Annotated in this window: 20 protein-coding genes; 13 read left to right on the forward strand and 7 right to left on the reverse strand. The window is 64.5% G+C overall.

Going from position 1 to position 21,239, the window contains the following annotated elements:
• The first annotated feature begins 32 nt into the window (after nucleotides 1–32).
• The 4 genes from VLA65_RS10225 to VLA65_RS10240 all read left to right on the forward strand — a co-directional run bounded on the left by VLA65_RS10225 (nucleotide 33) and on the right by VLA65_RS10240 (nucleotide 5,812).
• Complete coding sequence (locus VLA65_RS10225) at nucleotides 33–1,091, forward strand: LacI family DNA-binding transcriptional regulator (RefSeq protein WP_284988691.1); 1,059 nt, start codon at nucleotides 33–35, stop codon at nucleotides 1,089–1,091.
• A gap of 263 nt (nucleotides 1,092–1,354) precedes the next feature.
• Nucleotides 1,355–2,749 carry an MFS transporter gene (locus tag VLA65_RS10230; protein WP_332602445.1) on the forward strand — a complete coding sequence of 465 codons (1,395 nt, stop codon included), beginning with the start codon at nucleotides 1,355–1,357 and terminating at the stop codon, nucleotides 2,747–2,749.
• A gap of 65 nt (nucleotides 2,750–2,814) precedes the next feature.
• Nucleotides 2,815–3,147 (forward strand): L-rhamnose mutarotase, encoded by a 333-nt coding sequence (locus VLA65_RS10235; protein WP_332602446.1) that lies wholly within the window; start codon nucleotides 2,815–2,817, stop codon nucleotides 3,145–3,147.
• Nucleotides 3,148–3,472: 325 nt separating this feature from the next.
• Nucleotides 3,473–5,812 (forward strand): hypothetical protein, encoded by a 2,340-nt coding sequence (locus tag VLA65_RS10240; protein ID WP_332602447.1) that lies wholly within the window; start codon nucleotides 3,473–3,475, stop codon nucleotides 5,810–5,812.
• A gap of 43 nt (nucleotides 5,813–5,855) precedes the next feature.
• Here the strand turns inward: VLA65_RS10240 and VLA65_RS10245 are convergent, their stop codons facing one another.
• Together VLA65_RS10245 and VLA65_RS10250 are read right to left on the reverse strand one after the other, a co-directional pair.
• Nucleotides 5,856–7,109 carry an acyl-CoA dehydrogenase family protein gene (locus tag VLA65_RS10245; RefSeq protein ID WP_442880291.1) on the reverse strand — a complete coding sequence of 418 codons (1,254 nt, stop codon included), beginning with the start codon at nucleotides 7,107–7,109 and terminating at the stop codon, nucleotides 5,856–5,858.
• 14 nt (nucleotides 7,110–7,123) lie between these two features.
• Entirely contained in the window at nucleotides 7,124–7,915 is a 792-nt protein-coding gene (locus tag VLA65_RS10250; protein WP_059388556.1) for an SDR family NAD(P)-dependent oxidoreductase, read from the reverse strand.
• A gap of 110 nt (nucleotides 7,916–8,025) precedes the next feature.
• Here VLA65_RS10250 and VLA65_RS10255 point away from each other — a divergent pair, with 110 nt between their 5' ends.
• Nucleotides 8,026–9,198, forward strand: coding sequence for a glycoside hydrolase family 76 protein (locus VLA65_RS10255; RefSeq protein ID WP_332602448.1), 1,173 nt, complete (start codon nucleotides 8,026–8,028; stop codon nucleotides 9,196–9,198).
• Nucleotides 9,199–9,227: 29 nt separating this feature from the next.
• Nucleotides 9,228–9,737, forward strand: coding sequence for a hypothetical protein (locus tag VLA65_RS10260; RefSeq protein WP_059388555.1), 510 nt, complete (start codon nucleotides 9,228–9,230; stop codon nucleotides 9,735–9,737).
• Nucleotides 9,738–9,740: 3 nt separating this feature from the next.
• Here VLA65_RS10260 and VLA65_RS10265 read toward each other — a convergent pair whose 3' ends face one another.
• Nucleotides 9,741–10,343 carry a YdeI/OmpD-associated family protein gene (locus VLA65_RS10265; RefSeq protein WP_306963287.1) on the reverse strand — a complete coding sequence of 201 codons (603 nt, stop codon included), beginning with the start codon at nucleotides 10,341–10,343 and terminating at the stop codon, nucleotides 9,741–9,743.
• Between the two features lie 291 nt (nucleotides 10,344–10,634).
• Here VLA65_RS10265 and VLA65_RS10270 point away from each other — a divergent pair, with 291 nt between their 5' ends.
• The 4 genes from VLA65_RS10270 to tgt all read left to right on the forward strand — a co-directional run bounded on the left by VLA65_RS10270 (nucleotide 10,635) and on the right by tgt (nucleotide 14,503).
• A complete protein-coding gene (locus VLA65_RS10270) occupies nucleotides 10,635–11,174 on the forward strand; it encodes an NUDIX hydrolase family protein (RefSeq protein ID WP_059388553.1) in 540 nt (179 codons plus the stop codon).
• A gap of 106 nt (nucleotides 11,175–11,280) precedes the next feature.
• Nucleotides 11,281–12,330 carry a DUF6707 family protein gene (locus tag VLA65_RS10275; RefSeq protein ID WP_284988683.1) on the forward strand — a complete coding sequence of 350 codons (1,050 nt, stop codon included), beginning with the start codon at nucleotides 11,281–11,283 and terminating at the stop codon, nucleotides 12,328–12,330.
• A gap of 61 nt (nucleotides 12,331–12,391) precedes the next feature.
• Entirely contained in the window at nucleotides 12,392–13,117 is a 726-nt protein-coding gene (locus VLA65_RS10280; protein WP_059388552.1) for an SRPBCC family protein, read from the forward strand.
• Nucleotides 13,118–13,168: 51 nt separating this feature from the next.
• On the forward strand, nucleotides 13,169–14,503 hold the full coding sequence (gene tgt / locus VLA65_RS10285) for a tRNA guanosine(34) transglycosylase Tgt (RefSeq protein WP_332602641.1): 1,335 nt from the start codon (nucleotides 13,169–13,171) through the stop codon (nucleotides 14,501–14,503).
• A 63-nt stretch (nucleotides 14,504–14,566) separates the two neighbouring features.
• Here the strand turns inward: tgt and VLA65_RS10290 are convergent, their stop codons facing one another.
• The 3 genes from VLA65_RS10290 to VLA65_RS10300 all read right to left on the reverse strand — a co-directional run bounded on the left by VLA65_RS10290 (nucleotide 14,567) and on the right by VLA65_RS10300 (nucleotide 17,645).
• Nucleotides 14,567–16,072 carry a DUF6297 family protein gene (locus tag VLA65_RS10290; RefSeq protein ID WP_332602642.1) on the reverse strand — a complete coding sequence of 502 codons (1,506 nt, stop codon included), beginning with the start codon at nucleotides 16,070–16,072 and terminating at the stop codon, nucleotides 14,567–14,569.
• Between the two features lie 2 nt (nucleotides 16,073–16,074).
• Nucleotides 16,075–16,761 (reverse strand): ABC transporter ATP-binding protein, encoded by a 687-nt coding sequence (locus VLA65_RS10295; protein WP_307052837.1) that lies wholly within the window; start codon nucleotides 16,759–16,761, stop codon nucleotides 16,075–16,077.
• A gap of 182 nt (nucleotides 16,762–16,943) precedes the next feature.
• The gene (locus VLA65_RS10300; RefSeq protein ID WP_059388549.1) at nucleotides 16,944–17,645 is read right to left on the reverse strand and encodes a queuosine precursor transporter; all 702 of its coding nucleotides are present in this window, start codon (nucleotides 17,643–17,645) and stop codon (nucleotides 16,944–16,946) included.
• Nucleotides 17,646–18,039: 394 nt separating this feature from the next.
• On the opposite strand from VLA65_RS10300, the gene VLA65_RS10305 reads away from it, so the two are divergent.
• From VLA65_RS10305 to VLA65_RS10315, 3 genes are read left to right on the forward strand one after another with little or no spacing between them, the layout of a single operon-like run.
• Nucleotides 18,040–18,405 carry an iron chaperone gene (locus VLA65_RS10305; protein ID WP_284988681.1) on the forward strand — a complete coding sequence of 122 codons (366 nt, stop codon included), beginning with the start codon at nucleotides 18,040–18,042 and terminating at the stop codon, nucleotides 18,403–18,405.
• A gap of 31 nt (nucleotides 18,406–18,436) precedes the next feature.
• Nucleotides 18,437–18,970 (forward strand): DUF6036 family nucleotidyltransferase, encoded by a 534-nt coding sequence (locus tag VLA65_RS10310; protein ID WP_332602449.1) that lies wholly within the window; start codon nucleotides 18,437–18,439, stop codon nucleotides 18,968–18,970.
• Nucleotides 18,971–19,018: 48 nt separating this feature from the next.
• Nucleotides 19,019–19,612: a dihydrofolate reductase family protein gene (locus VLA65_RS10315; RefSeq protein ID WP_307052840.1), complete on the forward strand. Its 594-nt coding sequence runs from the start codon at nucleotides 19,019–19,021 to the stop codon at nucleotides 19,610–19,612.
• Nucleotides 19,613–19,634: 22 nt separating this feature from the next.
• On the opposite strand, the gene VLA65_RS10320 is transcribed toward VLA65_RS10315, so the two are convergent.
• Entirely contained in the window at nucleotides 19,635–21,146 is a 1,512-nt protein-coding gene (locus VLA65_RS10320) for an XRE family transcriptional regulator (RefSeq protein WP_306963277.1), read from the reverse strand.
• Nucleotides 21,147–21,239 lie beyond the last annotated feature (93 nt).

The following is a 21,239-nucleotide window of genomic DNA, read 5'->3' on the forward strand; positions in this document are numbered from 1 at the left end:
CCCGAGACTGAGGCTTTGAAGAGGAGTTGTCCGTGACTGCAAGCACGCTGTCCGAAGTGGCCAAACTGGCCGGCGTCTCCCCCGCCACAGCCTCCCGGGTACTCAATGGTTCCGCCAGGACGCCCGCGCCGGACATCGCCGAGCGCGTCCGCCAGGCGGCCGACACCCTCGGCTACATCGCGAACGCCCAGGCCCAGGCCCTGGCGAAATCCAGCACAGGCCTCATCGGCCTGATCGTGCACGACATCGCGGACCCCTATTTTTCCGCCATAGCGCAAGGCGTGCAGGCCGCGGCACGGCAAGAGCGCCGCATGGTGCTGCTCGCCACCACCAACGGCACGCCCGCCGAGGAGAAGGACGCCGTCGCCGCCTTCGCTGCACGGCGGGCCGAGTCGATCGTCATCGCAGGATCGCGTTCAACCCGTTCCGAAGACGCCCGCGCGAACACCGAGCTAGCCGCCGAACTGGACCGCTACTGCCGCAACGGCGGGCGAGTGGGCGTCGTCGGGCAAGCGATCCTGGGCGTCGCCGAAACGGACAACTACCGCACCATCGCCGTCCCGAACGAACAACTTGCGCAGGATCTGGCGCGGGAGTTGGCGCGCACACACAAAGGGCCGTTCGTCATCGTGGCAGGTCCAGAAGGGCTAACAACTTCGGATGAGCGCGTTATGGGATTCCAACGCGGCTTGTCCGACGCCGGCCAACCCGCCGCGGATGTTGTGCACGTCGCGTTCAACCGGAACGGCGGTTTCGACGCCGGCATTGAGCTTGCCTGGCGGATCAAGGCCTCCGGCCAGTCGGCGCCGGAGCAGCGTTTGTGCATTTTCGCGAGCAACGATGTCATGGCCATCGGCGTGGCTGCCGCGTTGAGGGACCAGGGGCTCAGGATCCCCCACGACGCCAGCCTCGCAGGATTCGACGACATCCAATGGCTCCGGGACTTCCGGCCGGCGCTCTCCACCGTAAGCCTGCCACTCGAAGAAATCGGACGGCTTGCAACCATTGCGGCCCTTTCCGACGACGACGGCGGCGGTCCAGCCGCCGTCGCGGGCAGCGTCACCCTCCGCAAGAGCACGGGTTCGCCGTAGTTCCCCTGGCTCGCGGCCGCTCCATCGATGACGCGATCGCGCCGGGCCGAGCGTCTCTCGCCAGTGTGACCGACGCAACAACTTAACCTTGACAGCACGGCCGCGCGGGTGTCTCATGGAAAGCGCTTACCAGATGGGAAAGCGCATACCAAGCGGAAGTTCAGTCCGATTCTTGCGATGGCGCCGCACTCCTGCTGGAAACCACACCCAAAGACGGGAAGGCCCTTCCAGTGGCCCCAACGACTTGTCCAAAGGAGGACAATATGAAGATCGACGCGAGCAGGCAGCGAAGTTCAATCGAACCGCGACAGTCCAGCACCACAAGGAAAGCGGCAGCCAGCGGCTGGATCGGCAGCGCCCTTGAGTACTACGACTGGTTCATCTATGCACAGGCCGCCGCTCTGGTGTTTCCCGGCGTCTTCTTTCCTGCCGGAAACCCGACCGTGGCGCTGATCGCTTCCCTTGGCACATACGCCGTGGGCTACGTGGCCCGCCCCATCGGCGCATTCGTCCTGGGGCAGTGGGGCGACAAGCATGGCCGTAAGAATGTCCTGGTCCTGGCGATGCTTATGATGGGCGCTTCGACCTTCGCCGTCGCGCTGCTGCCTACCTACGGCCAGGTCGGCCTCCTGGCGCCCGTCCTGCTGGTCGCCGTCCGACTCATCCAGGGCTTTGCGGTGGCCGGCGAACTCAGCGGGGCCAGCGCCATGATCGTGGAGCACGCACCTTTCGGACGCCGAGGCTTCTACGCAAGCTTCGCGCTCCAGGGTACCCAGGCCGGTCAGATTATCGCGGCCGCGGTCTTCCTCCCGCTCTCTGCCATGCTCTCCAGTGAATCGTTCAAATCCTGGGGCTGGCGCATTCCATTCCTCCTCAGCGCCCTCGTGGTGTTCGCAGGCTACATGATCCGCCGCCGGGTCGAAGAAACCCCCATCTTCACCGAAGAAAAGGCACACCAAGAGATCTCGAAGATGCCGATCGTCCGCGTGCTGCGCGAAAGCGGTCTCAACGTGGTTCGCGCAGTCTGCATGACCCTGGTCAACGTCGTCGGTGTCACCGTGGCAGTCTTCGGAGCGGCCTACGCTACCCAGCCGGGCTACGGCGTCGGCATGAGCACCACCGTCTATCTCTGGATCCCGGTCCTGGCCAACGTCGTCGCACTGGCCCTCATCCCGTTGTTCGGAGATCTTTCGGACCGGTTCGGCCGCAGGCCATTGATGATCTTCGGCTCATTGAGCTCCGGCGTGCTGGCCTACGCCTATCTGTACGCGGTCAGCCAGAACAACGTACTGCTCACGATCATCCTCTCGATCCTCATGTGGGGCACGCTCTACCAAGTCTGGAATGCAACGTTCGCCAGCTACTTCCAGGAGCTCTTCCCCGCCCGTACCCGCGTCACGGGATTCGCGATCTCGCAGAACATCGGCCTCGTCATCACGGCATTCCTTCCGAGTATCTTCACGGCGATCGCGCCGCCGGGATCCGCGAACGTACCGCTCATCATCGGGTCCATCTGCTTCGGAATCTGCATCATCGGCGCCGTGGCCGCTTGGTCGGCCCGGGAAACGTACCGTATCCCGCTCAATCAGCTGGGCACGCCGGACGCGACGCCGGTTCCCCGCGAGGAATACCGCCAGTTCCGGGCCGGCACCCGGTAAGCTGCGCGATTTTGCGGCTCTTCGCCGCCTACGAATGAAACGATTCACAGAAGGTAGGAACCTCGATGCGCGTCTGCTTCCGCTCCTCGGTCAAACCCAGCCATATTCCGGAGTACCGGCGGCGCCACGCGGCCGTCTGGCCGGAGATGCTGCGTGAACTCAAGGCAGCCGGATGGAACAACTATTCGCTGTTCCTGGCTGACGACGGGCTGCTGGTGGGGTACGTGGAATGCGACGATTTCGATGCGGCCCGGGCCCGCATGGCCCTGACTGACGTGAATGCCCGCTGGCAGGCGGAAATGGCGCTCCTGTTCGAAAACGACGCACAGGCACCCGACCAAGGATTCGTCCAGCTCACGGAAATCTTCAATCTCGAGGACCAGCTGTTCCGGGGGTGAGGCCTCGGGTTCCGAAAACCGGGGCTTGTTTCCCATCGCCGCGCTTCAAGCTCCGGTCTGGGAAACAAGCCCCGGAAGTGCTCTGCCCCTTGGAATTCCGGACAGCGGCCCAGTGTGGTACTTTCCGCAAGAACGAATTGGGGCTTGCCTAAGACTTCCGGGCATGTTTATTGGGGGCGTTGTGGTTTCTTTGAGTGCACGGATAAAGCGTGGAACTGCCAGTGTGGCAGCGACCGTGGGGATCCTACTGGTTTTGTCTGGCTTGGCGGCGCCCGCAGCAGAGGCGGATACAGCCTCTGCTCCGGCACCGACACCCTTAGCGCTCATGGGTACCACCTCGAAACCCACCGCCGAGGGCGCATTTATCCCGTTGGCTCCGGCGCGGTTCCTGGATACCCGAAACAGTGCTCCCGTGGGCCCTGATGGAACGGTGTCCTTCCAAGTTGGCGGGGTGAACGGGATTCCGGCCAATGCGGCGGCGGTTACTTTCAATCTCACAGTTACCGATCCCACGTCCTTCGGGTTTATTACCGCATATGCTTCCGGGACCAACCGACCTGACGCATCCAACGTGAACTTCGCCGGCGGCCAGACCGTTCCGAACTCCGTCACGGTCCCGGTAGGGGCCGACGGAAAGGTCACCCTGTTCAACCGCTCGTCGGGAACCACCCAATTGATCGCTGATGTCTCGGGCTACTACCTCCCTGGAGCGCCGACTGTGCCGGGCGCCTTCGTGCCTGTCGCACCCGTCAGGCTCTTGGAAACCCGGACCAGCGCTCCCGCGAGTCCGGACGGGACAGTGTCCTTCCAGGTCGGTGGGTTGGGTAGGATTCCGGCGACGGTCTCGGCAGTCACGTTCAATCTCACTGTTGTGAACCCGACGTCGTACGGGTTCATCACCGCCTACGCTTCCGGCACACCTCGCCCGAACTCCTCCAACGTCAACTTCGCAAAAGACCAGACAGTTCCGAACTCGGTCACCGTCCCCGTCGGCTCCGACGGAAAGGTCACCCTTTTCAACCGCTCGTCCGGCAGCACCCAACTGCTCGCCGACGTATCCGGCTACTACGTTGCCGGGACGCCGACTGTAGCAGGTGCATTTGTTCCCGTAGCGCCCACACGCTTCCTGGATACCCGCAACAGGGGTCCTGTGGGGGCTGACGGGGTGGTGTCTTTCCAGGCAGGTGGGGCGAATGGAGTTCCAGCCAACGTTGCGGCAGTTACTTTCAACCTCACTGTCACGGGCCCGACGTCGGTCGGGTTCATTACGGCGTACGCCTCAGGGACGGATCGGCCGGGTTCATCGAACGTGAACTTTTCGCCTGGGCAGACTGTTCCGAATTCCGTCACGGTCCCGGTCGGGGCCGACGGCAAGGTTACGCTCTACAACCGCGCGTGGGGCACCACCCAGCTAATTGCGGACGTCTCCGGCTACTACCTTCCCGGGGCATCTACGAGCTCCGTGGGCATCTGGGGCGACAATCGCTACGGGCAGCTTGGCAATGGCACCTATACGGACAGTCTTTCGGCGATCGGTGTTTCGGGATTGACCGATGTGGTCATGACTGCTCAAGGTCGCGCCAATAGGTATGCGTTGCGCGCTGACGGCACGGTTTGGGCTTGGGGTATCAACTACTGGGGTCAACTGGGCGACGGCACCACCGAGTACCGGAACACCCCGGTTCAAGTCGCGGGCCTGACAGGGGTGACCTCCATCGTCGCCAATACGGACAACGCCTATGCATTGTTGGCCGATGGGACGGTCCGGGCATGGGGAAACAACTACGACGGCCAGTTGGGAAACGGCACCCGCGGGTATAGTCCCACCACGGGCTACAACAGCGCCTTGTCCTTTAGCAGCACCCCGGTCCAGGTTGTTGGCCTGACGGGAGTTGCTTCCCTCAGCGCTACATTTAGTGCGACTTATGCGTTGTTGACCGACGGAACGGTCCGGGCTTGGGGCGAAAACAGTGACGGTGCGCTCGGGGATGGCACCACGATCAACAGGGACGCTCCGGTCAAAGTGTCCGGCCTCGCGCGCGTCGAATCACTTTCCACTTGCTGGGGGAACGCATATGCCCTTCTGACCGACGGAACGGTCCGTGCCTGGGGAAACAACCTGAGCAGCGAGCTTGGTTCCGGCAGTTCGGCACCGCAAAGCGCCATCCCCGTTCAGGTCGCCGGCCTTTCCGGCGTTGCCTCCCTCGCGGTTGACGGGGGACATGCCTATGCGCTCCTTACCGATGGCACGGTTCGCGCTTGGGGACTTCACGCCGGAGAACTGGGCGGCGGCCCGATCGGCCAAAACAGCAGCATCCCGGTTAGGGTCCCTGGTCTCACCGCGGTCGCTTCGATCTCGGTCAGCTACGGCACGAGCTATGCAGTGTTGGCTGACGGGACGGTCCGCGCCTGGGGCTACAACCCGAACGGGCAGGTTGGAAACGGGACCACCACCCATACCGCATCCCCAGCCCGAGTCACCGGCCTGAGCAGGGTCGCCTCGATCACGTCGAACGGATTCAGCACGTACGCCCTTCTCACCGACGGGACCGTCCGGGCATGGGGCTACAACGGAGAAGGCCAGCTCTCCAATGGCACCAAGGTGAGCAGCAGCACTCCCGTGCAGGTCCAAAGGCTCACCAACGTGAGGCGACTCGCGATGTAGGCAGCCGGTTCCGCAAACCGGCGCGATACTCCGCCAAAAGCCCTCAAACGATCGCGGAAACCCCTGTCACGGCCCGGCCCACGATGAGTGAGTTGATCTCGAACGATCCTTCATAGGTGTAGATCGCCTCAGCATCGGCAAAGATCTTTGCCATCCGGTAGTCGGTCACGATGCCGTTCCCGCCCAGGATGGATCGGCCCATCGCCACGGTTTCGCGCATACGGGCGCTGCAGTACGCCTTGGCCAGGGCCACCTGGGCCATTTGGGCTCCGCCGTGCCGCACTCCCTTGCTGTCCGTGTAGATACCCTCCTGCAGCTGGGCGATCCGCACCATCATGCCCATGCTGGCCACGGCATTTCCGAGCATGTCCACCAATTGCTGCTGGATGAGCTGGAACTTCGCGAGCGGGCGCCCGAACTGCTGGCGTTCGAGCGCGTACTTCCGGGCGACGTCGAACGCCGCCAACTGCTGCCCCACGGCCTGCCAGGCCACCATGAGCCGTGATCCGCGCAGCAGGTGGTTGGTGTCCGCGAAACTGTTGATCCCGGAAAAACGATCTGCCTCGGCAACCCGGACGTCTTTGAGGACAATGTCAGCGTTTTGCACCGTACGCAGGGCGATCTTGTTCTCGATCTTGGTGCGGGTCACGCCAGGCAGCGTGCCGTCCACGATGAAGCCGCGAATAGCGCCGTCGGCCTCGTCCCGGGCCCAGACTAGCATGTGGTCGCAGAACGTCCCGTTACCGATCCAGCGCTTGGCGCCGTTCAGCACCCAGTAGTCGCCGCCGTCGTCGGCTCCCCCGGGGACCCGGCGGGCCACAGTCTGCAGGCCGCCGGCCACGTCGGATCCGTGATCCGGTTCCGTGAGCGCAAACGCACCAGTGGTCCGCAGATTGGAGGCGTCGTCGAGGTAGCGGTCCTGTTGATCCTTGGAGCCGAACTCGTAGAGCGCCTCAATGAAGAGATCGTGGTGGACCATGAAGAACGTGGCAATGGAGGTGTCCACGCGGGTCATTTCCGCGATCACCAACCCTGCGAACAGGTTGCTGTAGCCGCGGTGCGTGGGGGTGCTCAGGCGAAGCGCTGCGAGCTTGGGCAGGATGTGCGCCGGGAACTCAGCTTTGTCCCACCAATCCTTGGCATACGGCGCGATTTCCGTGGCCAGGAATTGCCGGAGCTCGTTGAGCTTGCGCTGTTCCTGGACGCTGAGGAGGGACTCGAAATCGAAAAAGTCTGCCCCCGGCAAAGAAGGCAGGGAGCTATTGGAACCAGCCGGGTGTCCGACGGCGGCCGCCAGCTTGTGCGTCTGGCTCACTTCGGTGCCATCCGGATTGCGCCGTCGAGGCGGATGGTTTCGCCGTTGAGCATGGCATTCTCCACGATGTGCGCCACGAGGTTGGCGTACTCGGCGGGGCGGCCAAGACGCGCCGGGTGCGGCACCTGCTGGCCCAGGGAGAGCTGTGCGTCCTGGGGCAAGCCGGCCAGCATCGGGGTTTCGAAGATGCCTGGCGCAATGGCCATGACGCGCACCAGCGAGCGCGCAAATTCACGGGCCAGGGGCAATGTCATCGCGGCCACGGCCCCCTTGGACGCGGCATACGCAGGCTGTCCGATCTGGCCGTCGAAAGCCGCCACGGAGGCTGTGTTGATGATGACTCCGCGTTCCTCGCCACCAAGTTCGGTGGACGCAGGTTCGTTCCGGGCCATCGCGGCGGCAGCGAGGCGGATCACGTTGAAGGTCCCCACGAGGTTGATCTGGATGACCCTGTTGAAGTTCTCGAGCGGCAGCACACCGTCTTTGCCCAGTACTTTGCCCGGGGTTGCTACGCCAGCACAGTTGACCAGGATCCGGAGCGGGCCCAGCGCGACGGCAGCATCGACGGCGGCCTGCACCTGCTCTTCGTTCGTGACGTCGGCGGGGACGAACACGGCCCTGCCGTCGGCTCCCGCGGCATTGAGTTCGGCGGCGAGGGACTCGCCGGGAGATGAGTGGAGGTCAAGCAGCACTACCGACGCTCCGGCGTCGAGCAATCGCCTTGCGGTTGCGGCCCCCAAACCCGAAGCCCCGCCGGTTATCAACGCAACTGCGCCCTTGATGTCCATCCATCCTCCTCGATGCAGAACCAAAATCCGTTAATGAATGTTAACTGAATCACTTTGATTGTGCACTGGTGAGGGGCCTGCGGCCAAGCGCGCGGCGTTAGGCTGTCACCATGTCCGCCGCCGACACCCCGCAAGGCACCCCCGGAACACCGGATTGGGCCGCGCGGGCCGACCACGCCGCACGCTCGGTGACCCGGCATTTCGGACGGCGCCTCCTCTTCCTTCCAGGAACCCATCTTGCGGCGTCGGTCCGGCCCTCCAGCCATTCTCCGTTTCAGTCGTGGAACTACTGGTGGCAGGCGCACTACGTCGATTGCCTCGTGGACGCGGGGTTGCGCGAACTGGCCTCGGGATCAAGGTTCGACGGCGGTGATCGCCCTAGTGCCGGCGAGCTCGCTTCACGCGTGGTCGCCAGCATCCGGCTGCGCAACTTCCTGCGCTACGTCAACAGCTACTACGACGACATGGCGTGGCTGGCCCTCGCCGTGCTGCGCTTGGATTCCTTGGCCGCGCGGGCGCAGAAGCCTGGCCGACGACGCAACGCCCGGTTGCAGAAAAGCCTCTCTCCGCAGTTCGAATCGGCTTCCACCCAACACATGGGCGGCGGCACCTTCTGGAGCACCAAGCGCGATTTCAAGAACACCCCGGCCACGGCGCCGGTGGCCTTGCACTTCGCCCGGACCGGTCATCCAGTGCGGGCACAGGGGCTCCTGGACTGGCTCGACGCCACGCTCTTCGAACCCGCGCGCGGCCTATACCTCGACGGCGCGTGGATCAAGGAGGGCAAGCTCGTCGTCGCCGAAGAGATCTACACCTACAACCAGGGTCCAGTGCTCGGCGCCTTGTTGGAACTCGGTGGAGACGCGAACCTGGCACGCGGCGCCGCCCTGGTGGGCTCGGTGGCCGAACATCTGACGGTCCGTGAGCCTGACACTCAGGGGAGGCTCGTTCTCCGCGGCGAGGGCACCGGCGACGGCGGGCTCTTCACCGGAATCCTCGTCCGCTACCTGGCGCTCGCCGCCGGAGACGTGCGGTTGCCCGCCCCCACCCGCGCTGCCGCGCGGCAATTGGTCCTCGATACCGCGGAGGCTCTGTGGGCGGGACGGACGGTGCGCACCGACGATGCCAACGAAGCTTCCGGAAAGGACGACGGCGGTTGGCTCGTCTTCTCGACGGAACCGCAGCGCCCGGCGGCCGAGACGTACGCGCCGGGCACCGCCGTCGAACTCTCCACCCAGCTGCAGGCGTGGATGGTGTTGGAAGCCGCCGCGCGCGTCCAATAATTGTCAGTGCCGGGGCCTAGTCTGGAGCTGTGAACCCGATCCCGAGCCCGATACCCGTCACTCTGGTCGGTGCGCCGCCGGAATGGTGGCAGATCGTTGGCGCGCTCAGCCCGCTCGCTGTCCTTGTCGCGGCGATGGTTGCCGCGATCGTAGGCCTCCTGTCCCTGCGGCAGAAGGCGCGCGCGGATGACAGGTCCGAGTGGTGGCGCCGCGCCCAATGGGCCCTCGACGCGTCCCTGTCCCGCAGCCGCTCCGAAGCCGAAATGGGTCAAAAAGCCATCGAAATTCTGGGCCACAGCGAACTCGCGTCACGGGAGGAACTCTCGCTCCTCAAAGTCGGCACTGAGGACGCGCTCCTGGCAGCCGCCACGGCGTCCGAACCCCGCGCCGTCGTCCCCTCACAGCGTCCTGCCTCGGTGGGCGCCGAGGACCGCAAGGTGCAGATCGCCGCTGCCAAGGCCAGGGTCTTGCTAGATAAGCGGCTCGGTGAGGACAGTCCAGGCTGGATCGTCGCTCTGTCCCGGGAGAAGTCCGAGTAGGTCCTACTCTGCCACCGCGGGCTTTTTCTTCTGCGGATACGGGGTCTCCTGCCTCGCCAACATCTCGACAAAGCCAGCAATCTTCCTGGCCCGCGTCTCCGCCTTCTTCACCGAGTTGGTGCGGTAGATCAGGGAATAGCGGTTGACCGCGGTCAGCACATCGAACATCGCCTGGGCTTCGGGAACCGCGGCGATGGCGGCAGCGAGGTCCTCGGGGACTTCCGCGTCCGCTTGGCCCACATAGGCAGCTTCCCAACGACCGTCGGCCTTGGCGCTGTCGACGGCGGCCCATCCGGCCGGAGTCATCTTGCCTTCAGTTTCCAAACGGGCAATGTGCCCCACGTTCCGCTTGGACCATGGGCTTTTGGGGCCGCGGCGGGTCATGCGCTGGTAGACGCTTTCGTCGTCGCGCCTTCTGCCTTGGCCGTCGATCCAGCCGAAGCAAAGCGCTTCATCCAAGGCCGCGGCGTAATCGAGTTCCGTCACGTTGCCGCCCTTCTTGTGCAGCACGAGCCACACGCCCGGGCTATCGGCGCCGTTCTTTTCGAGCCAGGACCGCCACTCGGCAGCATCTTTGACGATCAGTTCTTCAAGTTCAACAGCCATGGCCCCATTCTGGTGCCAGCTAGGCTGTGGCGAAAGCCCACTGACTTCACGCCCAACCCTCGCTCACCTATATGGGCCCTTACCCCGACGCTCGCTCACGTATATCGGCCTTTCCGGAAACGCTCGCTCAGATCATCTGAGCGAGGGATCCCGAGTTTGGCCACATACGTGAGCGAGCGTCGCCCGATTCGACGACATAAGTGAGCGAGCGTGCAGGAGTTTGGCTCGACGCAATCCTAGCTGTCTGATTCGTACGGCATGGAACAGCACGGGATGGGGTAGAACTTAACCATGAGTGTTCGTACCCCTGACCCGTACTCCGGCTGGCTTTCCGATGAAGACCTCTTCGAAGCCCGCGGCCGCCTCCCCATGGTTTACGTGGAGGCGGTTCCCGTGCGTCTGGATCCGCTCGGATTCGTCAACGAGGTAGGCACCCTTCTGCAAGGCGACGCTGACGGCACCATGGTCCGTTCCTTCGTGTCCGGCCGCGTGCTGTATCGCGAAACTATCCGGGCCGCGCTGTTGCGCCACATGGAAAAGGACCTCGGCCCGCTGGCCTTCCCGCAATTGCCCGTCAGTCCCGTGCCGTTCACGGTGGCCGAGTACTTCCCGGCACCGTCGCAGACCGGCTTCACGGACGACCGCCAACACGCCGTGTCCCTTGTTTACGTCATCCCCGTGACGGGCGAGTGCGAACCTCGCCAGGACGCCCTCGAGCTGACGTGGATGACTCCGCAGGAAATCCTCAGCGACGACGTCCAGCAGGAATTCAGCGGCGGCCGCGGCAATCTGGTGCGCCAGGCTCTGGCCTTCGCCGGCGTCGGACAGTAGCCCGCGCAGTTAGTAGCGGCAGCGCGGGTAATAGCCGCCTCCCCGATTTGCTCGGTGGGGTTTTATAGACTGTTGGGCGGACCCCAAGAGAACCAAAGGACTTCCGATGACTCACAGCCCAGCCGACCAGCAGTACCGTGAAAAGCAGGCTGGGGCCCTGCAAATCGGGGACTACCTGTTCCTCCCTGGTGATGGTCCCGCGGAGCAAATCACCCAGATTGAGCTCGAACACGACGATTTTGGCGTGCCCGCGCTCATCCTGGTGACCACGCTCGACGGCGGGAACGTGCGGATCGCGATCGGGTCCAGCGTTCCGGTGGGCGAAGCGACCGCCATCCCGGACGTCGCCGACACGCCGCTCGCCGAAGTTCCGGCCCCGCTCGGCGAAGAGCCGGCCCTGGAGCCGGATACTAGCGATGCGCCCGACGGCGGTACCTCCGACGGCGGCGGCGCGCCCGCGGAAGCCGTTCCCGCCGTCGTCGTGCCTCCTTTGCCTCCGGTGGCACCGACTGTCAGCCGGCCGGCGGGGCCGGATCCCGCGCAGCTCGCCCTGATCCCCGAACCGACAGACTCTCCCGAGAACATCGTGGGCGCCGCTGGCGAAGCCCACCCCGGCCGGAATGGGGTCGCGGTGCTGAGCGAGCGTCTCGTGAAGGGCATCAATACGAAGTCGGGAAGCTGCCTGCGGGACCTGAGCGACCTGGCCCACGACCTTTTCATCGAGCTGCGGGATCCGGACCGCGCCCTCGCGGTGGCCGATATTCTCAACGTGCTCCCCTACGACGGAAACCGCGACCGGTGGATGTCCGTTGAACGTTCCCTCGCACTTTCCAGCTTCATTTGCCGTGAGCTCGGCCAAACGGAACGCGCGGCAGTCTACGATCAACTCCTGCAAGCCCCGGACACCGTGGAGACAGACCCGTTCAAGGCCCGGATCGCCGCCAAAGTCCGGCAGCGCGGGCTCAACGAACCGAACCTCTACGACAAGGAAATCTTCCGCTCCATCGACAACGGCAACCGCGATGCCGAGCGCGAATGGCGGCTGCTCCGGCTCGAAACCCTGCTGTTCCTCCGCTCGCACGGCGGCTCGAACACCCTGGGCGTGGGGGAACTCGATCACCGGATCGCGAACGAACTCGAGGCCGTGCGGGCGTAGGCGCTATCGGAGGATTTCGCAAGACCTGTCGCGTTCGCGCCAACGGCGGTAGATTCGGGCCATGACGAACAATCTGAGCGTTGTTGTTAATGCCGACGCGCAGCAAGTTTGGACTTCGCTGCGCGAACCGTCGCTCGTGGCTCAATGGCACGGCTGGGAGGCCGACGAACTCGGCGACGAAATCAACCAGATCTACTTCAGCACCGACGTGGTCGAGGGTCCCGACCACACAAGCCTCACTGTGAACGGCGGCGACGTCTTCGAGCTCACCCCGGTCAGCGGAGGCACCGAGGTCCGCGTGACGCGGGCAGCCCTGGACCATGATTCCGAATGGGCTGCGTGGGACGAAGACATCACCCAGGGCTGGCTGACGTTCCTGCACCAGCTCCGATTCGCCCTGGAACGCCATCCGCACGGGCACCGGCGCACGCATTTTGTCTCCCTGCCTGGCGGCAGCGGATCCGGGATCCAGAAACTTGGACTGGCCGACGTCCCGGCACCTGGCGAGGAATACTCGCTCACGCTACCCACGGGCGAGGCCCTCTCCGGCAAGGTCTGGTTCCGGAGCAACCACCAGGTGGGCCTCACCGTCCACAGTTACGCGGAACATGGCGACGGGCTGCTGATTGTGGCTGACCAGCCGGTGATTCCGGAGAAGAGGCCCGACGGCGGCACGATCGTGATCGCTTCGACCTACGACCTGGGCGCGGCCAGCCTGGACTCGATCCGCTCCCACTGGGACAGCTGGAAGGCTGAGAACTACCCCACCGAGGTACATTCGCACTGACGATTCACGCTCCGGGGCTGGCAGACTGTAACGGTGCCAGCCGATTCTTCCGTGCCCCATTCCGGGTCTAACTCCGAGTCCGATCCGTCCACGCTCGCAGCTGCCCAGCAGTCCGCGTTTTCCTTCGAGGTGGGTGCGCGGCTCAGCGAAACGCGCCCGCCGTCGTCGGGCTTCCTGAACGCCGACGGCGGCAGCCGTCACGACGGCGGCCAGCGCGGAGAGTTCCTGGGCCGCACCGGCACCATCACCACCCCGCACGGCCAGATCCAGACGCCCGCGTTCATCGCCGTCGGGACGAAAGCCACTGTCAAAGCCGTTCTGCCCGAATCCATGAAGGAGCTCGGCGCGCAGGCTTTGCTGGCCAACGCCTACCACCTGTATCTGCAGCCAGGGCCGGAGATCCTCGACGCGGCGGGCGGTCTTGGCGCCTTCATGAACTGGGACGGACCCACATTCACGGACTCGGGCGGATTCCAGGTGATGAGCCTCGGCTCGGGGTTCAAGAAGGTCATCGACATGACCTCCGTGGATGCGTCGGGGCCAGACGATGCCGTGGCCCCTGGCAAGGAGCGGCTGGCGCACGTGGATGAGGACGGCGTCTGGTTCAAGTCGCACTTGAACGGGGACAGGCACCGTTTCTCGCCGGAGATCTCCATGCGGGTGCAGCACCAGATCGGCGCAGACATTATGTTCGCCTTCGACGAGCTGACCACCCTGCAGAATTCCCGCGGCTACCAGGAGGAATCCCTGGAGCGCACACGTCGTTGGGCCGAGCGCTGCGTGGTGGAGCATGAGAGGCTGACGGCGGAGCGGGTGGGCAAGCCCTACCAAGCCCTGTTCGGCGTCATCCAGGGGGCGCAATACGAGGACCTCCGCCGCAAGGCCTGCCGGGATCTTGGTGGGATGCCCTTTGACGGTTTCGGCATCGGCGGTGCACTGGAGAAGGAGAACCTCGGCACCATTGTGCGTTGGTGCAACGAGGAACTTCCCGAGAACAAGCCCCGCCACCTCCTGGGCATCTCCGAGCCGGACGATATCTTCACGTCCATCGAAAACGGTGCCGACACCTTCGATTGCGTCTCCCCCACCCGCGTGGCCCGCAACTCGGCGTTTTATACTCCGTCCGGTCGGTTCAACCTTTCCGGGGCCCGCTACAAATCGGATTTCGGACCCTTGCAGGACGGTTGCGATTGCTACACCTGCGCCAACTATTCGCGCGCGTATATCCACCACCTGTACAAGGCGCATGAACTGCTCTCGCACACGCTCATCTCCATCCACAACGAGCGCTTCGTGGTGAAGATGGTGGACGACGCCCGCTTGGCCATCGAATCCGGCGACTTCTTCGAGTTCAAGGCCGAGACGTTGGGGCGGTACTACTCCTAGGGTCCCGGTCGCTTCCCGGGCAGGCGACCTGCCGTCGTCGTCGAGATCGCGCCAAGGGGCGCCTCAGGGGCGGTCGGCCGTCACCACGCCGATCACCAGCAGCACCACATTGAGCACGACGGCGGGCGTCACCAAAACCTCCGGCGCGTTGAACAGCATGCCCAAGGCCAAAGGCGCCAGGGCGAAGAGGCACAGCACGTAGCCCCGGATCCTGGTTCCAAGCATGGCGGGTCCGCTCCGCCCAAGCTGCATCAGGTACACGAGCTTGGTCAGGTCTTCCTGCTGGCGGAAGGCTCGTCGCAGCATCCCCGCGCCCAAACCGCCTCCCGCCGCCGCACCCAGGACGAGGAGCTCCACCCGGAAGCCGCCCGCCAGCACGAAAAATCCGGCAGCCGCCGTCGTCCACAAACCCATCAGCATGACCGGCAGCGCGACGTGGACCCAGCGCGAAGCTGTCCTCGAAATCGGGAGGAGGGCGTCGAGGCTGGGGGCCATGCGCAATTGCCAAAGGGGCCCTGCCGCCGCTGTGGACGAGAAGATCGCCGCGGCAAGCAGCACCGGAAGCAGGATGACGGGTGAATCGAACGTCCGGACCAGCCCGGTCAAGGGAACGACGGCGAGACCCAGGCCCCAGCGCCACAGCCGCCCGGGTTGCCGGGCGAGTACAGTTGCCTCCGCGTGGAAGAGCGCGCCTGCTGCGGTGCTGGGCGTGCCGGGGAGCTTGACCCGGCTCCGTTTGCCGCCGCTGGAAAGCGAGGCACTGAGTTCCCCGGTGTCCATGAGCGTCAGTGCAGCCTGAACATGTCCCCTCGCGGACCCGGCTTTGAGCAGCGATGTCGTGCGGACGCTGGAAAGCTTGTTCCGCATCCCGAGCGCCGCCGCAACCAAAGCGACAGCAGGGGCAACGGCGAAGATCCAGTTCCCCTGCAGCGTCCCGAACAGCATCGCGCCGAGTGCGGCCGAAGCAGCCGCCAACAGCCAGTTCATCGGCCTACCTTGCCCGGCCGCCGCCCGTGAACGCGTCTGGGCGAACGCGGCCAGCGCGAGAATAGCGGCACCTGTCAGTGCCCCTGCCAGGACCCGTCCGGCAAACACCATCGCGTTCGAACGGCTGATGACTGCTACCGGAATGGTGGCGAGGGCTCCGACGACGGCTGCAGCCGAGACTGCGCGACGCAATCCTCGGGCTAGAAGCGGCTCGCGGTCGATAGCCAGCGAGTACCACCAGTGCCGCTGATTCGCCGTGATGGCGAGTGGCCCGAGCCTGCCCGCCACCCAATAGGCCGCGAGGCCCAAGAGCCCGAACCCAACCACCAGGCCGTATTCAACGGGGACCACGCCGTAGCCGACCGAAATCAGGTGGCCGCCGAAGCCATGCTCCGCTGCGGCAGTGAGCCCGTTGAGGAGGCCAATCGCGTAAATCAGGCCGACGCCGAACGTCAGGAACTGGATGTACAGTTCGTTGAGCCTGGAAAGCAAGGACTGGCCCCGCGGGCGAATCACCTTTCGAGTGGCACGCTCCGGGTCGAAATCCACGAACTCCGGCTGCGCTACGGCAGCAGTGGACATGCTCACCGGCGAATCCTTGCCACAGCCTCGTCCGTACTGACCACGCGCGCACCGCCGTCGTCGACTATTACCGCCCGGGTGCACGCCGCTTGGGCGACGTCCGCATCGTGCGTGACCATGACGACGGCGGCACTCTTCTTGGCAGTCCGGGCGATCCGCTGCGCAAGCAGGCCGCGCATGCGGGTATCGAGCCGCTGCTCCGGTTCGTCCAGGACAAGCAGTTCGAAGGGCCGGATGAATGCCGAGGCGAGGAGGAGTTTGCGGCGCTGTCCGGAGGAAAGCTGATCGGGAAAGGCATCGGCGGCGGTTTGAAGCTCGAAGAAGCCGATCTCTTCCTCCACAGCCCCGTCGGGGTTGGCGAGGCCATGCCCACGGGCCACCAAGGAAAGGTGCTCACGGACCGTGAGTGAATCGAAGTAGGCATCCTCATCCAGCAGCACCGAGACCTTGCTGCGGAAGAGGGCCGAGCGGTCGTCCGGCATCAAGCCAAGAACGTGGGCATCGCCCTCAATGGCGGCCTGGGCGCCAATCATCGTGCGCAGCAGGGTGGACTTGCCGGCACCGTTTTCGCCCACCATCCCGAGCACTTGCCCGGCGAAAACCTCGACGTCGAGCGGCCCGCACACAGCATGCTCGCCATAGCCTGCAACAAGATTCTCGGCCGTCAGAACGGCGCTTCCCAGCTTCATCCTCTGAAACTACCGGACTTCCCTGCGGTTCCCCTGAGCCGACGGCCGGACGCCCGCTCACATATATCGCGTCCCGGCCCGACGCCCGCTCACATAAATGCCGTCCCGGCCCGACGCCCGCTCACATAAATGCCATCCCGGCCCGACGCTCGCTCACATAAATGCCATCCTGGATTTCCTGCTCAGGCCCAGTAGCTGGGCTCGCGCTTCTTGATCCAGCCAATGACCAAGGACGTCACCGGCACGAGGATGTACTGGACACCGACCTTGTACACGAAGCCAACCAGCACGTAGTTGACGAAGCTTCCGAAGTCCGTGATGCCAATGACCGAGGCCGCGATGCTGCAGAAAATGAGCGTGTCGACGAATTCGCCAACCCCGGACGAGCCCATGAGCCGGGCCCAGAGAGTTCTCTCACCCGAACGGGCTTTCATCTTCACCAGGATCAGGGAGTTGATTGTCTGGCCGGCCAGGAATGCGAGAAGGGAAGCAAGGACGATCTGGGGAACCGGCCCCAGTGCGCCTTCGATGGCGGCCTGCTTGGCGTTGCCATAGTCGTCATTGAAACCCGGCAGCGCGATGATGATCCAGTAGCAGAGCGATGCGAATGCTGACAGCGCGAACGAGGTGATGATCGCTTTGCGGGCAACCTTGAATCCATAGATCTCGCTCATGACATCGCCAAGAATGTAGGCAAGCGGGAAGAGGAAGAATCCGCCATCGGTGATGATCGGACCGAAGACGACGCCTTTGGCAGCGCCAATATTGGACAGGATCAGCACGACGGCCATGCATGCCAGCATGATGCCAAAGTACGGGGAGCCTATCGACGCGAAGCGCGGCGCGGGTTTACTGAGGGTCTGGGATTCTGGTGCTGACGTCATAGCTTGTCCGTTCATAGTGGTTCGCGCAGGCGGCTGGAGTAAGCACGGCGCCCCGCTGTATTAGCACTGGTGGTGGACCCGCCTGCAAAACCGCGGAGCCTCCCCCATTCTCGCATCGGGGAATCGAGAATTGTCAGGCGAACTCGCCACCGCCGACGACGCGTGTCACCCCCAGGTGAGCGAGCGTCCGGCCAAAACCCAACATAAGCGAGCGAGCGTCCGGCCCAAACCCAACATAAGCGAGCGAGCGTCCGGCCCAAACCCAACATAAGCGAGCGAGCGTCGGGGTCGCCCCGGACCCGTTCGACCCCCTCTGGCGGGGCGGCGCGGGGTACGGCAAGCTTGGTCGAAGACCAGCAGAGCGGCGGGATACGGAACGGAGCGAGGGACGCACATGGCAGCGAACTTTGACACGGTGGACGACTACATCGCGGCGCAACCCGGCGAGGTCCAACCCATCCTTCACGAGATCCGACGGCGGGCCCTGGCAGCAGTGCCCGGAGCCGCGGACAGGATCAGTTACGGGATCCCCACCATCACGCTCGACGGCCACTACGTCGTGTATTTCGCGGCGTGGAAGCACCACATCTCCGTCTATCCAGTGCCCGACGGCGGCGAGGACTTCGAGCGCGAAATCGCCCCGTTCCGGGCGGCCAAGGGGACGTTGAAATTCCCCCTCGGGAAGCCTATGCCGTACGAGATCATCGAAGAGGTGGCGACGCTGCTGTCTGAGCGCGAGAGGCGACGGGGCGGGTACTGACAATCGGCCTGGGCAGGGGTACGGTACAGCCATGCGCCGCGATGAGCTCGAGCACGCCATCCGGGCCGCCACGGATATCATCCACGGCGACCGGGTGATCGTGATCGGCAGCCAGTCCATTCTGGGATCGTTCACGGAGGACCAATTACCTGCCACAATCACCATGTCGGATGCCGTCGACATCGCGCCGTTTTCCGACGACGACGCCGGCACGCTCGCGGACAGCATCGACTCTGTGCTTGGCGAGTGGTCGCCTTTCCACAAGGAGTTCGGGTTCTATGTCCAGGCGGCCGAAAGGGAGACCGCGGTGCTCCCCGACGACTGGGAGTACCGCCTGGTCGGCGTGCGCAATGAGCGGACCCGAAACAGCACCGGGCTTTGCCTGGACCCTTACGATCTCTGCGCGGCGAAGCTCATTGCTGCACGCCCCAAAGACCACGCGTTCGTTCTTGCACTCATCGAGTCATCCCTCATCGAGCGCGTCCGGCTCGTGGACAGAATCAGGCTGATAGACCCATCCGAGCCTCGACGGGATGCGGCTTTGTCTTGGGCCATGTCCGTTTGACCCGGCCCCGGCCGGCCCGAACCCGTCCGAAACCGAAGGAGCTAGGTAATGACCAAGGTAGTGGCGTTCATGTCGATGTCCCTCGACGGCTACGTGGCCGATCTCGAGGACGGCGTTGACGAGGTCTTCGACTGGTACTTCGCCGGCGACGTCGACGTCCCTACCTTCAATCCGGGCTTCACGTTCCATGTTTCCGAATCGAGCGCTGAACACCTACGGGCTTTGATGGGCGAGGTAGGCGCGATGCTCACCGGGAGACGCACCTCCGACCGCGCCGACGCTTGGGGCGGCCAGCACCCGTTCGGCGTGCCCGCGTATGTGGTGACGCATCAGATGCCGGAGGGGTGGCCCCGCCCCGACACGGCGGTGCATTTCGTCACCGACGGACTGGAAAGCGCCGTCGCGCAGGCAAAGGCCGCTGCCGGCGACAAGATCGTCGGCATGCACGGGCCGGACACCATTCGGCAGTGCCTCGATGCCGGCCTGCTGGACGAAATCCGCGTCGACCTGGTTCCGCTGCTGCTCGGATCCGGTATCCGGATGTTCGACCGCGTTGGGAACGCGCCGCTCACTTTGGGCAACCCGACCGTCGTCGAGGGTGTGGGTGTCACGCACTTGAGCTACCCGGTCCTCAAGGAGTAGACCCCAAAAGCCCCGCACGAAACTACCCCGAGTGCGCCTCCAGGAACGCGTACACCTCGGTCTCGTCGACGCCGGGGAACGCGCCCGGCGGCATGGCGGCCAGCAGGTGCGAGTGGGCGCGGGCGGACGGCCAGGCGTTGCCTGCCCAGGATGAAGCCAACGACGCCGGCGGGCGCTTGCAGCAGTTCGGGTCCGGGCACGTCGAGGTAGCCCGCGCCGTCGTCTCCCTCCCGCGGAACCACTTCACGTGCTGGTACGGCACGCCGATGCTGAGCGAGAACTCGCCAGCCGCCGATCGCTCCGTGCGCGCCGTGCACCAGTAGGTGCCGGAGACGGTGTCGGTGTATTGGCTGTAGGCGCTGAACTTGTCCGGAACGTCGAACACGGCACGCGAAGTCCAGGCTTTGCACGCCGGTTGGCCCTCAATGGCGCCGGTATGGTCCTGGGGGAAGGCCACGCCGTCGTTCTCGTAGGCCTTGTAGATGATGCCGCTCTGGTGGGTCTTCTGGAAGTGGGTGGTGATGCCCAGGTGTTTCGTCGCGAGGTTGGTGAAGCGGTGTGCAGCGGTTTCGTAGGAGACGGCGAAGGCGTCGCGGATGTCCTCCACCGCGATCTCCTTGGCGGCCTTCGCCTTCTGCAGGAACTCCAGGGTGGCGTTCTCGGGCAGGAGGAGAGCCGCGGCGAAGTAGTTCGTCGCGACGCGCTGCGCCAGGAAGTCGCCGTAGTTCTTGGGTGTCTCGTGGCCCAGGACGTAGTGTCCCAGGGCCTGCAGGAGGACCGAGCGGGGATCATGGTCCTGCCGTTGGCTCTGCGTGAGATAAATTCGGTGGTTCTTTAGATCGGTCACTGAACGGGTGGAATGGGGCAGGTCGCCCACGTGGTGGAGCGTGAATCCGAGGTGGTCCGCGATGTCCGCAATGACGTGCTGGCTCAAGGGCCCGGTCGTGTATCCAACGCCTTTGAGGACCTTCTGCGCCTCGGCCTCGTACTCCGGAAAATAGTTGCCGCGCTCGCGCATCATGGCACGCAGTTCGCCGTTCGCCCGGCGAGCCTCTTCCGGCGTCGCGACCTGCTCGTTGAGCTTGCGTTCAAGCTCCTGCAGGAGGCCCACTTGCGACTCGAGAACATCGAGTGGAAGCCGCGAGCTGACACGGATTTTCGGCAGGTTCAACGACTCGTACAGGGGCCCGCGCTGGTACCGTTCGAGCTCGATTTCCAGGGCCGCCCGGCGGCTGGGCGGCTCCGCTCCGAGCAGCTGTTCGATGCCGACATTCAGTGCCGCCGCGAGCTGCTTCAGCAGGCCCAGTTTGGGCTCGCGCTTGCCGTTCTCAATGAGGCTCAGCTGGCTCGGGGCGGTCCCGACGGCGGCACTCACGTCGTCGAGGGTCAGTCCGGCCTGCTTGCGCAGATACCGCACGCGGCGGCCCAGGCTGATGACGTCCAGTTCGGCGGTGGAAGCGGACGACGACGGCGGCGGTACTTCGCGGTTCCAGCTCACAGGTGGCATTTCTTGAGGATACGCGAAGAAGTGCATTTCTTTCCATGGTTTTTATCTAGAAAGCCCCGTGGAAGTGCTGAAAAGTAATAACCACGAAGTCCCGGTCGATCTGAAATGCAAAGGCGCAGC

The sequence above is a fragment of the Arthrobacter sp. S2(2024) genome, from assembly GCF_036662515.1.
In the GTDB taxonomy this organism is placed as follows: Bacteria; Actinomycetota; Actinomycetes; order Actinomycetales; family Micrococcaceae; genus Arthrobacter.